The sequence below is a fragment of the Schlesneria paludicola DSM 18645 genome, assembly GCF_000255655.1.
GTDB classification, from domain to species: domain Bacteria; phylum Planctomycetota; class Planctomycetia; order Planctomycetales; family Planctomycetaceae; genus Schlesneria; species Schlesneria paludicola.
Genome location: NZ_JH636434.1, coordinates 1759838 through 1775034, shown reverse-complemented (window position 1 = coordinate 1775034; position 15197 = coordinate 1759838). Strand labels below are relative to the sequence as shown.

Sequence of the window (15197 nt, the reverse complement as noted above, 5' to 3'; positions counted from 1 at the left end):
AACTACTTCTTGGGTGCGGGGACATCCACCTTGATGTGCAAGTCTCGCAGCTGCTTCAGGTCGACGGTGGCCGGAGCGCCCGTCAGCATGTCGCCCGCCTTTTGCGTTTTTGGGAAAGCGATGACGTCGCGGATGTTGTCCGAAGCCAGGAACAGCATGACCCAGCGATCGAGTCCGAGGGCAACGCCGGCGTGCGGCGGGGCACCGTATCGCAGTGCTTCCAGCAAGAATCCGAATCGGGCCTCGGCTTCTTCATTCGTGATTCCCAGCAAGTTGAAGATTTTTTGCTGGACCGAGGGGTCATGAATACGAACGCTGCCGCTGGCGGCTTCATAACCGTTACAAACCAAATCGTAGGACTGTGCACGCACTTTGCCTGGGTCTGATTCCAGGAATGGAATGTCTTCGTCTACGGGCTGACAGAACGGATGGTGTTCCGCATCCCATCGTTTTTCCTCGTCGTTCCACTGAAACATGGGGAAATCGATGACCCAGGCAATTTTCAGTTCTTGGGGATCGTAGAGATTGAGCTCGCGCCCCATTCGCAATCGCAGCGCCGAGAGTGCCGCACAACTGACTTTGAAGGTGTCGGCAACGCAAAAGATCAGATCGCCCGGTACTGCGTTCAGTTTGGCAATCAGGGCTTTCTGGTGTTCAGCACTCAAAAACTTCGCAATGGGAGAATCGAGTTCTCCGTCTTTCACGCGGAAAAAAGCCAAACCCTTGGCGCCGTACTGTTTGACGAACTCGGTCAGCTCGTCAATTTGCTTCCGACTGTATTTTTCCGCGGCCTGGGGCACTCGGATCCCGCGTACGCGTCCACCATTTTCGATCGTCGATTTAAACACGCCAAAATCGCAGGCTTTCGCGATTTCTCCCAAGTCGGTCAGTTCCATTCCGAACCGTAGATCCGGTTTGTCGCTGCCGTAACGTTCCATGACATCGCGGTGCGTCAGGCGTGGCAATGGCAGTTGCAGCTCAGTTCCCCGCAAGGTTTTCACAAGCGTTGCCATCAGGCCATCGATCGTTGTCAGGATATCCTCTTGGCCAACGAATGCCATTTCGACATCGATTTGAGTGAATTCTGGTTGGCGATCCGCACGTAAGTCTTCGTCACGGAAACACTTTGCGAGTTGGAAGTAACGATCGTAGCCCGCGACCATCAGGATCTGCTTGTAGATCTGTGGGGACTGTGGCAGGGCATAAAAACAGCCTTCGTGGACGCGGCTGGGAACGAGATAGTCGCGTGCACCTTCGGGCGTGCTGCGTCCCAGCATGGGGGTTTCGATTTCCAGGAACTGCAATCCATCGAAGTAGTCGCGCGTTGCCTTCGAGAGCTTATGTCGCAGAATGAGTGCCTGTTGCACGGCGGGACGACGCAGATCGACGAAACGGTATTTCAAACGCAGCTCTTCGTTTGGCAGGTCAGGCTGCGTGGGGAAAAACGGGGGTGTCTTGCTCTTGTTCAGGACATCAAGTTGCCGGCCCTTAACATCGATTTCGCCTGTTTCCAGCTTCAAATTCTGCATATCGGCGGGACGTGAGACAACTTCACCCGTCACTTGAATGACGTCTTCGTTACGCAGTGTGCGTGCGACCGCATGCATTTCGGCATGGGACGGGCTGAACACGACCTGCGTGATTCCATAGCGATCGCGAAGATCGATAAAGACGAGTCCACCGAAATCACGGTAGGTGTCGACCCACCCGCACAGGGTCACAGAATTTCCGACGTGAGCCGTTCGCAATTCGCCGCAGGTATGAGTCCGAAGCACGTATTCGATCCTTGCAAGTGTCGTTCAGGCGTCGTGCCAGATTTGCTGACCAGGCAGCGCGAGTCATTCAATACGAAATCCGCCGTAAGACGCGAAACTTTGATTATAGGTTCGATGTCTGTTCTCTGGAAGCAGGACGGCCGTCCGGAAAGGCGGGGCCGATGTGTCTTTCCGCTCTCCTCAGCGGTAGACAGACCGCCAACTGCGCAATTCCTGCCGGTTTTGACTCGGCAATTGCGAGAATTCGACAAAAAGCGAGCAGAGGTGGATGAGTCTGACTGATTCCAATTGACCCAAAAGTGACCATGGATATACTCCGCCGCGTCACGTCCGCCAGTGAATCTGGTAGCACTTCTCACCGAATCCCATACGAACATCACGGTCTCGCGCGGTCCCTTCCGCAACCAGGGAAGTGTCGTTCAATTTTTGCAACTGAAGTTCAAGGAGGAACACATGTTCGGGCTGCATTTTGTGAAGGGCGCTGCGGTCAGCTTGGCCACGCTCGGAATGATGATCCCTCAGGGACAACTGTTGGCCGAATCGTCGCCCGCGAAGCCGATTGCAAAGCAGTCGCAGGTGAATAACCGGATTCCAGAAATCGTGCTGAGTGAAGGTGGCACCCTCACTGGGCGTGTCTGCGATCATTCGGGAAAAGCGATCGAAGGCACGAAGGTGACGCTGAAAGAGAACAACAAGGTTGTCGGTACGACGATCACGAACAAGGCGGGCGTCTATACTTTCAAGAATTTGAAGGATGGGGTCTACTATCCAAGCTCCGGAAACACGGAAGGTGTTTTCCGTGTCTGGACTGAAAAATCGGCTCCGCCGTCGGCCAAGCACCAGCATGCACTGCTGGTCATGGGTGAAAATGGTGCTCGCGGACAGTTCGGTGGAATCGATCCCACGCTCGTCATCCTGACCGCCGGTGTGATTGCCGCGGCCGTGCTAAGCGGTGTCGCGATCAACAAGATCGACAAGCTGACCGACAAGGTCAACGACCTGTCCGTCTCGCCGTAATCGAATGTTCGCTGCGATCAGGGACACTTAATTGAATAGAGGATTCTCACCAACGCGTGAGAGTCTCGGATCCCCCCAATCGTCTCCCCCCCAGACGATTTACGCCGCCGGTGGCTCGCCCTGGGCCATTGGCGGCTTTTTTCGTTATTGCTTCAGCAATAAATCAGGAGAGCGAGCCGTCTCGCGGCGGCACCCCTCCCACACCACCTTGATTCCGAACAATCAATCTGCTGACGAAGCTTCACGGAACGGCGCCATGACTCGGGCCTGACAGTGGCCCGGTCCGAGTCACGGTGATTCGCCCATTAGACGTCACACAACAAGATGGCCTCTCGCAGCCCTTCGACCGGATCACGGGTCGGAATGAATTCGTGTCCGACGTAGCCGTCGTAACCGATCTCCAGGATCTTCCGCATGATAGGGGGAAAGTTGATTTCCTGTTTGTCATCGAGTTCGGCACGGCCCGGGTTACCGGCAGTATGGATATGACCGATCACATCCTTGCATTGCTCGAGTCGGCGAATGACGTCGCCATTCATGATCTGCACGTGATAAATGTCAAACAGAACTTTGACACGCGGCGAACCAACTTTGCGTGCAATATCGCAGACGTAATCAATATCGTCACCCTGATAGCCGGGATGACCCTTCATGGGGTGTGAACCGTCGCGCGTGTTAAGATGTTCGAGGCAGATGGTCACGCCCTTCTTTTCTGCGTAGGCGGCGATTTTTTTCAATCCGTCGACACAGTTCTTTGCACCTTCTTCCAGCGAGATTTCCCCGCTGGTCGGATCTTCGGCGTCTCGCCACTTGTAGCCGGTAAAGGCGATGACGTTCGGCACATTTGCCGCGGCGCAGTCGTCGATCATCTTGCTGGTTGTGGCGATGACTTCGTCATGATAACGGGGGTTGTTGAACCCCTTCATAAACGGAGCACCCGGCATCCCATTCGGAGCGATGGCACAGGTCATTCCGTGTTTTTTCAAGACGCCCCATGTTTCAGGGCCGCAAATCTCGACTGAGACGCACCCCAGACGTTTGGAAATCTCACAGGTTTTTTCGATGTCCCATTGATCCCCGCCAACGTTAAAGCACCAGAAAACGACCGAATGCTTGATCCGGCCTCGCAGTTGAAGCGGCTCGATGTTCAGGCTGGTCGAAGGCTGGATGACACCGGCCGACGAGCCGCCCGCACCGGCGGCGAACGCAGAACGAAGCAGATAGCGACGAGACAAGGACATTGCGGACTCCTGAAGGAATGCGATTGACGTCGGGGAATAATACCTTGACGTTCGAGCTCGTGCGAACCAAACGAGGCCTCTGGTGTCGTAGTTCGACGATCGCAGCAGTCGTCATGATCTCGCATCGGAAGCGGAGTCGATCTTCACGAGGGTGCGGCTCACCGGATGTGATAAAAGACATCTGGATTGCGGGAGCGGATTCGTTTGTGTGAAATCGATGATCTCTGCTAGCGTGGTGGTTTCGCGTTCTGTTTTAATCAAGGTCATCGCGGGGTTAGCAGGCCGTTGAAGAAACGGGGGCTGGCTCCGATCAGATTAAAAAACGCCATGGCATCGTGAATGCCGAGGTGCCTGTCCCCCTTACTTCAACGGACTGCTGGGCGGTGGTCCCGCAGACGCCGCAACCACTGCGGCGGATCAATCACAATCTGCTTGAAGATCACGGAGCATCCATGCAGCACTGTCTTTTTTCCGTCAGCTATGCCGGATTCTGGGGGCAGGCGTCGCTGGATCTGCCTCAGTTCATCCGTCGGGCCGCTCAGTTGGGGTATTCCAACGTCATGCTGGCAGGAAAACGGCCACAGCTTTCAATCTTGGACACGGATGAGCGCCAACTGGAACTGCTTGTGGAGACTCTCGACAACGCAGGCGTTGCCTGTCCCGTTATCGCGGCGTACATCGATCTTGGGCACGCGGGCGCCGTCGAAGTGCCATTTCTCGAAATGCAGATTGCCTACGTCGAATCGCTTTGCCGAATCGGGGCAAGGCTGGGGGCGAACGTCGTGCGCGTCTTCACGGCGTACGAATCCGATCAGTTGCCGTTTCAAGGGCTTTGGCAGCGGACTGTCACAGCGATACAAGAAATGGCGGATCGAGCGCAGTCATTCGGCGTGACAATCGCAGTTCAAAATCATCACGATCTGGCCGTCCACACGACCGCACTTTTGGAACTGCTGCAGGATATTGATCGGTCGAATTGCCGCCTGGGATTCGACGCCTGGTCACCAGCCTTACGGGGTGAAGACCTCTACGAAGCCGCCCGGATTGCGGCACCCCACACAGTCATTACGACGAATGCGGACTACGTGCGATTGCCCCGGTTTCGATACTGCCCCGCGCATGTGAATTATCAGCCCGCGGCCCCCGAATACATGCGAGCAGTCCCCTTTGGAGCAGGGTGTATCGACTACGCGCGCTTTTTCCGTGGTTTGCACGACGGTGGTTTCAATGGCGTCGCAAGCTACGAGATGTGCTCGCCGCTTCGCGGGGGCGGCTCTCTCGAAAACCTGGATGAATGTGCCCGTCAGTACCTGCGCTGGATGAATGAACACAAGCTCGACTAGTTGAATCAACTCGGCCTGATGCGTGTCTGCGGAGGTGAGTCGTGTCTCATGGCCGTTCAATACGCTGCCGCCGACCAGATTTCTTGTCAGGACTTCGACTCGATTGTCGGGGGATGGTCCTCCCCCTTAACATGTTGCTCCGAAAGTTTCCGGTTATTTCCGCAAAGGACGGTTTCCATGCAGTTCGAGACTCGGTGTGTGCATACTGGCGTCGACAAAGACGGGACGTTCAACAGTGCCACAACACCCATTTATCCTTCGTCGACGTTTCGCTGGGATGATCTCCAGACCCACCGCGGATTCGACTACACGCGCAGCGGCAATCCCACGCGACGTGCTCTCGAAGAAAATTTAACCGCGCTCGAAGGGGGAATCGATTCTCGGGCGACCTGCACCGGGATGTCGGCGATCACCGCCACGATGCATCTATTCCAGCCTGGCGATCAGATCATTGCCGGTCACGACATCTACGGCGGTACCTATCGCCTGTTCGATTCCCTGTTTCGCCAGATGGGAATCGATTTCGTTTTCGTGCGGATGAGCGATCCGGAAAACGTCCGGAAAGCCATGACGCCGAAAACCAAGTGTGTCTGGATCGAAACGCCCAGCAATCCCTTGCTGAATATCGTTGATATGGCCGCAATTTGCAAAATTGCGAAGGCCGGTGGGGCCATTACGATTGCCGACAACACGTTCTTGTCTCCCTATTTGCAGCGGCCGTTCGAGCATGGCGTCGATATCGTTGTGCACTCGACGACGAAGTATTTGAACGGACATTCGGACGTTGTCGGCGGTTGCGTGGTCACGAATAAGAAGGAACATGCGGACCGCATCAGCTATGTCGTGAATGCGTTGGGGCTGGCTTGTTCACCGTTTGATGCCTGGCTGGTTCTGCGCGGCGTCAAGACGTTGGGCCCGCGAATGGAAGCTCATCAACGAGGCGCCATGGCGCTGGCGAAGTTCCTGGATTCACATGATCGCGTTAGCCACGTGTACTATCCAGGTTTGCCCGATCATCCACAGCATGATTTGGCCAAGCGTCAGCAATCTGGATTTGGTGCGATGCTGAGTTTTGAGCTGAAAGGCGGCCGTCCCGCAGTGGAAAAGCTTCTCAAGAAATTGACATTGTTCCAACTGGCCGAATCGCTGGGCGGCGTTGAATCGCTGATTGAATATCCTGATAGCATGAGCCACGCTTCGATGAATGAAGCCGCTCGACGCGAAGCCGGTATTACCGATTCGACCTTGCGGGTCTCGGTCGGAATTGAGCATCCGGATGATCTGGTTGCTGACTTCGGCAAGGCACTCGCAGAGTAGTGCGTGGAATTGTCCTTTTCCGTGATCTCCGGATCTCCGTGGTCAGTTTCTTGTTTTCCGAACAAAGAGACACACCACAGAGAATCGGAGGTCACGTTTTTTTTTGAGTCGCTCTGACTTTGCTCGACCACCTCGCTTCGGGATGATTTGCGAGGGCAGTTGCATTGTGGGCGTTGACGGATCAAGTGGGGAGCTCGCGCGGCTGCCTAGGGGGCGAACTCAGGCCGCGAGTTCGGGCTGAATACGCTTTATCAGCAGTTTCAAGATCGGTGCGGTTGCTACGGTGGTGACGACGGCCATGATGACCATCATCGCGAACAGCTTCGGCGAGATCACGCCCAGCGACAGGCCGATGTTCAACACGATCAGTTCCATCAGCCCACGCGTGTTCATGAGCACTCCCAGCGCGGTCGACATCGACCAGTCGAGTCCCACGAAGCGTGATGCCGCGATCGTGCCGCCACATTTGCCCATCGTCGCAACCAGGATGATGGCCCCACAGATCAGCCAACTTTCCATGCCGCTCACCAGACCGATGCGAGTGTTCATTCCCGTCACGGCAAAAAATGCGGGCAGCAGCAGTGTTGTCACCACATCGATCAGTTTGCGGCTCAATTCTTGAGCGACACGCGAATCGTGCGGGATGACGGCTCCTAACAGAAACGCACCGAAGACGGCATGGATGCCGATGGCTTCTGTGACAAGAGACGAGCAAAGCAACGCGATAAACAAGATCGGTGTCGCCTGACGATCATAGCCGCGCGGTTCGGCCCAGTTGATCCACTTGATCGCCAGCGGCCGAACCACGAAAAACATGGCAGCGATGAAGACAAACGTCCAGATGGCGACCATGACCGCGCTACTGATTTGCGATTGTGCCACGCCGACGACAAATGCCAGCAGGCACCATGCGGTTACATCGTCGGTCGCTGCGCAGCTCAATGCCACAACGCCCAAATCCGTGCGTTCCAGGCGTTGATCTGTCAGAATGCGGGCGAGCACCGGAAACGCGGTGATGGACATGGCCACACCCAGGAATAGCGCAAAACTTGTGAACGGCACGTTGCTCGTTGACAACCTCGGATACAGCCAAAGTGACAAGACGGCACCCAGGACGAATGGTACCACGATGCTCGCGTGCGAGACGGCGATGGCCGCACGAGCGTGACGCCCCACTTTGTGGGTGTTCAGTTCCAACCCCACGATAAACATGTAAAGGATCACGCCAAGCTGCGCGATTGTCTTCAGCGAGGAAAGTACCATTCCCTGGGGATCGACGTTCGGGCCGGGGATCAGGACGTGCAGCAGTTCGGGTGAAATCGATCCCAATAACGAGGGCCCCAACGCGATTCCTGCGACAACCTCGCCAATCACGGCCGGCTGCCCAATTTTTCGAAATCCCCAGGCGAAAAGGTTTCCGACCGCGATGATGGCGGCAAGCGTGGCCAGCACGTGCAACACCACATCGACCCCAGGGGCCTTTCCCACTTTGGGAGCGGCTTCGGCGTCGACAGCGTCCGGTGCAGACAATGTTTGTCCAAAGTGCTGAATCAAGAGAAATGAACCCACCGCGCCCGCAAGCAGCAGCAAGTAAACCACAAATTGCAGCGCGGATTCGCGATGCACCCCAGAATTGGCTTGGGTTTCAGTTGTCGAAAGCATAATGCTCGCGCAATTCCGTCAGGATAGAATTTGATTGCACCACCGGCCGGTGCGTTCGTTGATAATGTCTGTTTGAACGACAGTTGTCAAGACGGTATTTGTGGGCAGGAGCGTTGACGACCAACGGGATGCCACGGTACCGGTTTGGGATTCGGATGGAGTGGCATCCAGGCAATCCAGGCTGCGGGTGAGATCGTCGAAAGGGTGAGTCGATTGCATTCGCACCGTTCACGCGCCAGGATGATCGATTCTTGCGGTTGATCAGACATCAAGATTGAGCTGACTTCTCTGACATGACCAACCTGATTGAACTCGTTGACGTCACCAAAGATTACGGTCGATTCCGGGCGCTGGATCACGTTTCGCTTCAGATTCGATCGGGCGTGACGGGATTGCTGGGGCCCAACGGAGCGGGCAAATCGACGTTGATTAAGGTCTTGTTGGGACTCGTTCGAATGACCAGTGGACGGGGACGTCTTTTGGAGTTCGAGTTGGGGCGACAATCGCGTGAAATTCGCGAACAAGTCGGCTACATGCCCGAAGACGATTGCTATCTGCATGGAATGACAGGAGTGGAGTCTGTCCAATTTGTGGCCCAACTTGCGAAATTTCCCGCCGTCGAGGGGCTTCGCCGCGCGCACGAAATCCTGGACTTCTGCGGTGTGGCTCAAGAGCGTTACCGGACGGTTGAAACCTATTCGACGGGGATGCGGCAAAAGCTTCGATTTGCACAAGCACTCGTACACGATCCCCCCGTTCTGATTCTGGACGAACCGACGTCCGGTTTAGATCCTGAAGAGCGTCAGGCGATGTTGAATCGAATTCGTGTGATGGCGCGGGAGCATCATAAAGCGGTACTGCTTTGCACTCACATTCTGCCGGACGTGCAATCGATCAGCGATTCCGTGGTGATTCTCGCACGCGGCCGCGTTCAAGTCGCGGAAGATCTTGCGGAATTGAGTCGTCCCTCGTCACCGTCGCTGCACGTCCGGTTGCTTGGTTCGTCCGAGTCATTCGTCGCGCATTTGCACAGTCATGGAATTCCCGTCGAAGTGTTGTCGACCGGGATCATCGCCTTGAAGGGGCCACCCGACGAATTGGCTCGACTCGTTTGGCTCGCCGCGGAAAAATGCCATGTGAGTATTCGATCGCTAACACCCGCTCGCAATTCTCTCGAAGAGATTTTTGTGAACGCCGTCCGTGAGGAGGCTCTCGATGAATGACGTCTCTCCGTCGGTGTTACGATCGGGACAACTCGACGACGGTGCCCGTCGCCTGAAAGGGCAGGGCATTCACAATCTTGGATATCGCGGTTGGTCGGGGCAGTTGGCATCAGGATGGACGCGCTGGCTGGTCATTGCACTCGTGGTGATCCGCCGCTCTTGGCAGAACACCTGGCTAAAACGGATTCTGTTTTTTGCGTGGCTGCCCACGCTTTGGTTTGGGACGGGACTGTTCTTGTGGGAGCAGGCGTCGAACTATCCCGAGTGGCGCGCGATCGTCGTGCCGCTGACGCGCGGACTGCCGCGGACGCCAGTCATGGAAGAGTTGATTGCTGCGCTGCGCATTGACGACATGGCTGGCCAGCGGCATTTGGCATGGGGCTGGCTGCTGAAGTCGTTTTTTCGTTACCCTCAAGCATTTCTAATGGTGTTAATGGTTGGCTTGATTGCGCCGCCGCTCATTTCGCAGGACATCCGATCTCGTGCATTCCTAATCTACTTTTCGCGTCCGTTGACGCGTACTGAATATGTCATCGGCAAATTGGCGGGACTGTGGGCGTATTTAGCAATGATTTCTGCGATTCCGGCTCTTGTGCTGTATGTCATGGGAATCTTACTGTCGCCCAGTCTGGATGTTATCGCGGCGACATGGGACTTTCCTCTTCGAATCGCCGCGGCGTCGTTCGTGCTCATGCTGCCGACGTCGGCGCTCGCCCTGGGGCTGTCTTCGCTGACGCAAGAGAGTCGGATTGCGGGGTTTGCCTGGTTTGCCGTCTGGATTCTTGGCTGGTTTACGTACAGCGCCGTGACTTCGGCACAGTCGTTTAATTCACAGAGTCGGTTTCACGATCGGAATCAGATTGTGGAACCGGTGGAATCGGCGTGGACGCACTTGTCTCTCTATCACACACTCGGCCGTGTCCAGAATTGGGTCTTCGGGTTCTCGGATCTGTCTGACGTTGTCTGGTCAATCGTGATTCTGGTTGTGCTCACGACGGGATCGCTGGTGATTCTGTTCCGTCGAATCTCGGCTCCAATGCGTGTTTAGTAACGCGCCACTAAAGATTCATTATTATTGACCGGAATCACGTGATGTTGAATTGCGAGCGTCGATCTCGATGATTGAACTCAAGAATGTGACAAAGTTGTACGGAAAGGTGATCGGCGTCAATGATTTTACATTGACGCTTGAGCCGGGGGCGTACGGATTGCTCGGTCCCAACGGATCGGGGAAATCGACGTTACTGAATCTGATTACCGGGCAACTGTCGCCGACGCTGGGTAGCGTCCGTGTCGATGGTCATTCGCCACGCAACAATTCCCAACTCTTCAAACGACTGGGATACTGCCCCGGCGGCGAAGGGATGTATGCCGATGTGACCGGATTCGACTGGGTGAAATATCTGCAGCAACTGCAGGGCATGACGTCACGTCAGGCTGGATCGACCGCGAAGACGGCGCTCGGGATGGTCGGTATGCACAGTTCGATGTATCGCCCCATTTCGACCTATTCACGCGGAATGCGTCAGAGAACCAAGCTGGCTCAGGCGATTGCGCATGATCCCGAGTTTCTGATTCTGGACGAACCGTTCAATGGACTGGACCCGATCGGTCGCCACGAACTGACCATTGTTCTTAAAAACTGGATTGGCCGCGGGAAAAGTCTGTTGTTTGCGAGCCATGTGTTACACGAGATCGAGTCGATCACGCAGTCATTCTTGCTGATTTGTGGTGGACGGTTATTGGCCGCGGGTACGGCCGATGACGTGCACGCGATGATGGTCGGAATCCCGAGTGAGATCGTCATGCGCTGTTCAAACCCACATCAATTGGGGGCCAGAATGGTTCGCGAGCGATCAGTGGACTCAGTTCGTGTCACGGGAGATACGTTGATCATCGCAACGCAGCGGCCGATTCCGCTCTATGAGCAGTTGGCGTCATGGCTCGTCGAAGAGCAACTGGACGTCTTTGAAATGCGGTCGGCAGATGAGTCACTGCAGGCCTTGTTCAATTCCCTGATGAAGATGCATCGAGGGGAATTATAATGGGCAACATCATCGCGGTATTTGCATTCGAGTGGAAGCGAGCTCTGACCTGGGCTCGGCTTTCGTGGTGGCTCGTGCTTGCCGCATTTCCCATATTTATCGTCGGGCTGGTTCGCTACGCAGTCCCGGGCACGACGGATCTAGAAAGCGATGCCTGGCGAAATCTCTGTGCCTGGTTGCTCTTTGCGCTCGTTCCCATGCTCATTTCGATGCTCGGGACGCTGCTGTGGACGACACCGGCGATCTCGGCAGAGCTGGAACGGCGAAGTTGGGTTTACCTGGCCGTTCGCCCAAATGGTTCGACTGCAGTCTTGCTGGGAAAATACGTGGCGGCAGTGACGTGGGTGATTCCGCCAGCCATTTTAGGCCTGGTAGTTGCCGCCAGGATTTCCGGAACAAGCGACTGGGTGCGCATCGGCTGGACGATGTTCTACCTCGTGTTGCTTTCATGCCCTGCGTATGCCGCAATTTATCTGCTATTGGGTGTTTTGTTCCCACGGCGTGCCATGGTCCTGGCAGTTGCCTATACGCTGTTGTTTGAACTGGTGGTCAGTTTTATTCCGGCGGTCATTAACCAGCTCACAATTCAATATCGACTGCGGGCGCTTGCGGCCAAATGGTGCGAACTGGACATCCTTCGACGTCAGGAAGCGGGGGGGCTGCCCATCGTGGGGGAGGAACCAACCTGGCTGCACGTGACGGTTCTGATCGGAGCGACATTCGCATTGCTGATCGCGTCGGTTGCCGCGCTCCGGATGAAAGAATTTTCATCGTCAGCGGAGTCTGATATCTGAACGACTCCATTGGCGGACGACTCGTTGCGCCGCGCGACCTGGGCTTCCTCTCAGGCCGCTGGTTTCGGGCCGATTGAGCGTGTGCCCTTGCCCTGACGCGCCTTGAGATCAAACAGGCCGAAGATCTCAGACGCATTCATGCTCAGTGACACATTCGTATCATCGCCTTCGCCCAGCACGGCGGCAAAAAGCTCTCGCTTCTCATTGAGAACACGATCGATTCGCTCTTCGATCGTGTCCTTGCAAATGAATCGGGTCACGATCACCTGACTCTTACAGCCGATGCGATGTGCTCGGTTAATCGCCTGATCTTCAATTGCCGGATTCCACCAGCGATCGAACAGAAAAACATACCCTGCAAACTGCAGGTTCAATCCGACGGCTCCGGTACCGTAGCTCATCAGCAGAATATGTGCGTTGGGATCTTCTTTGAACTTGGCCAATATCGGTTCGCGTTGCTTGGTGGGAACGCCGCCGTGATAGACGAGCGCACCATACTTGGCCATCGGTTCGGCCAGCCAATCAATGACCTTCGTCCACTGGCTGAACAAGATTGCCTTGCCGCCGCTTGCGGCGATTTCTTCCATGTCCGCTTCAAGTCGGTCCAGCTTGGCGCTTTCGTGCGTCAGGGGATCGAAATTGGTGATCTGTTTCAACCGCAGGACGAGTTCGAAAACATGCTGGACGGAAATGGAATCGCCCAGATGATTTAACTGAATGACGCCTTCCTTCTCGGCCATGTCGTAGGCGGCCTTTTGGGCAGGCAGCAATTCGAGATATGCGTCTCGGTCAAGTCGCGGCGGCATGTCCTTCATCACGAGATTTTTCGTACGCCGCAGGATGAATTGCTTGGACAAGGACTGCAATTGTCGCAAATCGGGGGTCGCGTTCGGGGGGACAACTTCCAGGAATTCGTACAGGGCGCCAAGTTCTTCCGGCCGGTTTTCGATGGGGGTTCCCGTCAGCGCCCAGCTTCGTCGACGAGGTAGCGCACGGGCAGTGACGGCCGTGCGGGATGTCCGGTTTTTGATTCGCTGGGCTTCGTCGAGCACGATCAAGTCGAACTTGGGAAATTCCCCTTCTGGAAACGCCGCGAAATCTCGGACCAGCGATTCATAGTTCGCAATCAACACGGGAACACCCGGCATCGTCCAGGTCAGCTTACGACGCTCTCCGTCGCCTTCAACCACCACAAATGGAAGCTCTTCGGCCCAGGTACTGAATTCGCGCTGCCAGTTCGGAAGCAACGGTTTGGGACAAACCAGCAAGACGCGCCGGGCCTGGCCGCTGCGGATGAGCAGACGAATGGCCGTGATGGTTTGCATCGTCTTGCCAAGGCCCATTTCGTCGGCAAGAAGTGCCGAGTTTTTGGAAAAGAGCCAGCCGATTCCTTCGTACTGATAGGAGAATGGCTCAAATGGCATGATCATTTCCTGGCCAGCCAGCCAGGACTGAAGCGGAGGCTGCAGCAGATAGAACAGCCGATCTTCAATAGCCAACGCATCGTCAGGCGGCTTGATACGAGTGACCTGCTTTGGCTTCGGAGCCTGCTCCACCCCGTCGAGCAGCGACGCCACAGTCGGCGGTTCGTAGTCTGGCATGACCTCGATCGTGGGCGCGGCAGACTCAGGAACGCCTTCAGCGGATTTGGATTTCTTGGGATCTTTGGCGATCAGCGCTGCGCCTTCCGGAAACTGCAGACCGAAGGTAATGACCTTTTGTCGTGCCGCTTTCCAGGTTGGCATGAGCGATGGTTGTTTCGGCAGATTGAGCGCTTCGGCATCGACTTTCGGCCAGCGTCGCAGAGCCACGTTCAAGCCCGATGATAGGATCTCTGTACGCATCGCCAACGGAATGGGCGTCGTGGCGACTTCGCTTAAGAGTTCATCAAGCGAATCTCCGGCCGATTGCGACAGCTCCGCGCTCTGTCCCAATTCCTGAGCATCTTTTGCTTTGAGTGGCCGCCAGTGCGGGGCAGGGACCACGCCACTGGGGCTGCCACCCAATAACTTTTCGCCCTGTTTTGTTGTCGTACGAGGCTGCTCAGAGTGATGGTCCGCCATGATTTCATCCTTGACCGACATGGGGCCGACGGGGAAACGTGACACGCAGGAATCGACAACGCGTGACTACGCGGGTCGGGCCGCACTCAGTCGAATCGTTTCGGTCAGCGCTTCGCGAATTCGCTCAAAGGGCTCACGCAGATCCGCATCACCGGGAACGAGCTTGGCAAATTTCTCGAGTTCGCTCTGATCTTCCTGGTGCGTCGGGCTGAGAGTGATGCTCTCGTTTCCCAGCTTCAGTTGATGAGGCGAAGATTGCTCAAGTTTCGGACTATTTGAATCGGCGCCGCCTTTCGATTTGGCTGAGGCGGGGCCGTTCACCAGGCTGGCAATCGGGGTCGATGTGGAGTTGCGCAGTTCCAGCAGATCTGGCGATTCCACCAGGACCATATGCGGCTTGACCCCGACTTTCTCGAGCAGCGTGCGGCCGATCAGTTCGCCCAATACATAGGGCTTCAGCGTCGGTCCATAGAGAATCTGCTGCGTCCGGTTCGGTTTAACCGGAGCGGTACATTGGAATTCGAGTGGCCGACCAAAGCGATTGGTAACGAGGAGACCGCCGACGAAACCTCGTTCGGCATCCTCAACCGCTGTCAGGAAGCCCAACCGGAACTGGTCGTGATTCCCTTGCGACATGCAAAAATCCTTGAATTTTCAAAGTCCATCGCCACACATTGCCGTGTCATGGCGACTCGAGCATCCCTGGTGTCTGATTGT

At 55.9% G+C, this 15197-nt stretch carries 12 protein-coding genes; 7 read left to right on the top strand and 5 right to left on the bottom strand.

What is annotated here, in order from left to right; all coding sequences use genetic code 11:
* Positions 1-2: 2 nt before the first annotated feature.
* Complete coding sequence (gene aspS, locus OSO_RS0108720; protein WP_010583027.1) at positions 3-1775, bottom strand: aspartate--tRNA ligase; 1773 nt, start codon at positions 1773-1775, stop codon at positions 3-5.
* Positions 1776-2228: 453 nt separating this feature from the next.
* On the opposite strand from aspS, the gene OSO_RS0108715 reads away from it, so the two are divergent.
* On the top strand, positions 2229-2792 hold the full coding sequence (locus tag OSO_RS0108715; RefSeq protein ID WP_010583026.1) for a carboxypeptidase-like regulatory domain-containing protein: 564 nt from the start codon (positions 2229-2231) through the stop codon (positions 2790-2792).
* A gap of 305 nt (positions 2793-3097) precedes the next feature.
* Here the strand turns inward: OSO_RS0108715 and OSO_RS0108710 are convergent, their stop codons facing one another.
* On the bottom strand, positions 3098-4033 hold the full coding sequence (locus OSO_RS0108710) for a hydroxypyruvate isomerase family protein (RefSeq protein WP_010583025.1): 936 nt from the start codon (positions 4031-4033) through the stop codon (positions 3098-3100).
* 452 nt (positions 4034-4485) lie between these two features.
* Between OSO_RS0108710 and OSO_RS0108700 the strand changes: the two genes are divergently transcribed.
* A complete protein-coding gene (locus OSO_RS0108700; RefSeq protein WP_157605099.1) occupies positions 4486-5376 on the top strand; it encodes a sugar phosphate isomerase/epimerase family protein in 891 nt (296 codons plus the stop codon).
* Between the two features lie 177 nt (positions 5377-5553).
* Positions 5554-6693 carry a trans-sulfuration enzyme family protein gene (locus tag OSO_RS0108695; protein ID WP_010583022.1) on the top strand — a complete coding sequence of 380 codons (1140 nt, stop codon included), beginning with the start codon at positions 5554-5556 and terminating at the stop codon, positions 6691-6693.
* A 219-nt stretch (positions 6694-6912) separates the two neighbouring features.
* Here the strand turns inward: OSO_RS0108695 and OSO_RS0108690 are convergent, their stop codons facing one another.
* Positions 6913-8355 (bottom strand): cation:proton antiporter domain-containing protein, encoded by a 1443-nt coding sequence (locus OSO_RS0108690; RefSeq protein ID WP_010583021.1) that lies wholly within the window; start codon positions 8353-8355, stop codon positions 6913-6915.
* A 293-nt stretch (positions 8356-8648) separates the two neighbouring features.
* Here OSO_RS0108690 and OSO_RS0108680 point away from each other — a divergent pair, with 293 nt between their 5' ends.
* The 4 genes from OSO_RS0108680 (at position 8649) to OSO_RS42720 (ending at position 12417) form a co-directional block, all read left to right on the top strand.
* A complete protein-coding gene (locus OSO_RS0108680; RefSeq protein WP_010583020.1) occupies positions 8649-9578 on the top strand; it encodes an ABC transporter ATP-binding protein in 930 nt (309 codons plus the stop codon).
* Positions 9571-10626 carry an ABC transporter permease gene (locus OSO_RS0108675; RefSeq protein WP_010583019.1) on the top strand — a complete coding sequence of 352 codons (1056 nt, stop codon included), beginning with the start codon at positions 9571-9573 and terminating at the stop codon, positions 10624-10626. Before OSO_RS0108680 ends, OSO_RS0108675 begins: the two co-directional genes overlap by 8 nt.
* A gap of 70 nt (positions 10627-10696) precedes the next feature.
* The gene (locus tag OSO_RS0108670; protein WP_010583018.1) at positions 10697-11623 is read left to right on the top strand and encodes an ABC transporter ATP-binding protein; all 927 of its coding nucleotides are present in this window, start codon (positions 10697-10699) and stop codon (positions 11621-11623) included.
* Complete coding sequence (locus OSO_RS42720; RefSeq protein ID WP_010583017.1) at positions 11623-12417, top strand: ABC transporter permease; 795 nt, start codon at positions 11623-11625, stop codon at positions 12415-12417. The genes OSO_RS0108670 and OSO_RS42720 overlap by 1 nt, the downstream gene beginning before the upstream one ends.
* A gap of 50 nt (positions 12418-12467) precedes the next feature.
* Here the strand turns inward: OSO_RS42720 and OSO_RS0108660 are convergent, their stop codons facing one another.
* On the bottom strand, positions 12468-14480 hold the full coding sequence (locus OSO_RS0108660; RefSeq protein WP_010583016.1) for a DEAD/DEAH box helicase: 2013 nt from the start codon (positions 14478-14480) through the stop codon (positions 12468-12470).
* A 66-nt stretch (positions 14481-14546) separates the two neighbouring features.
* Positions 14547-15116 carry a hypothetical protein gene (locus tag OSO_RS0108655; RefSeq protein ID WP_010583015.1) on the bottom strand — a complete coding sequence of 190 codons (570 nt, stop codon included), beginning with the start codon at positions 15114-15116 and terminating at the stop codon, positions 14547-14549.
* Positions 15117-15197: the final 81 nt, after the last annotated feature.

Bases quoted from the DNA above. Each gene is read 5' to 3' on its own strand.
- OSO_RS0108670 (WP_010583018.1), top strand. From the start codon at position 10,697: ATGATTGAACTCAAGAATGTGACAAAGTTGTACGGAAAGGTGATCGGC.
- OSO_RS0108680 (WP_010583020.1), top strand. From the start codon at position 8,649: ATGACCAACCTGATTGAACTCGTTGACGTCACCAAAGATTACGGTCGA.
- OSO_RS0108695 (WP_010583022.1), top strand. From the start codon at position 5,554: ATGCAGTTCGAGACTCGGTGTGTGCATACTGGCGTCGACAAAGACGGG.
- OSO_RS0108655 (WP_010583015.1), bottom strand. From the start codon at position 15,116: ATGTCGCAAGGGAATCACGACCAGTTCCGGTTGGGCTTCCTGACAGCG.
- OSO_RS0108710 (WP_010583025.1), bottom strand. From the start codon at position 4,033: ATGTCCTTGTCTCGTCGCTATCTGCTTCGTTCTGCGTTCGCCGCCGGT.
- OSO_RS0108700 (WP_157605099.1), top strand. From the start codon at position 4,486: ATGCAGCACTGTCTTTTTTCCGTCAGCTATGCCGGATTCTGGGGGCAG.
- OSO_RS42720 (WP_010583017.1), top strand. From the start codon at position 11,623: ATGGGCAACATCATCGCGGTATTTGCATTCGAGTGGAAGCGAGCTCTG.
- OSO_RS0108715 (WP_010583026.1), top strand. From the start codon at position 2,229: ATGTTCGGGCTGCATTTTGTGAAGGGCGCTGCGGTCAGCTTGGCCACG.
- OSO_RS0108660 (WP_010583016.1), bottom strand. From the start codon at position 14,480: ATGGCGGACCATCACTCTGAGCAGCCTCGTACGACAACAAAACAGGGC.
- OSO_RS0108675 (WP_010583019.1), top strand. From the start codon at position 9,571: ATGAATGACGTCTCTCCGTCGGTGTTACGATCGGGACAACTCGACGAC.
- OSO_RS0108690 (WP_010583021.1), bottom strand. From the start codon at position 8,355: ATGCTTTCGACAACTGAAACCCAAGCCAATTCTGGGGTGCATCGCGAA.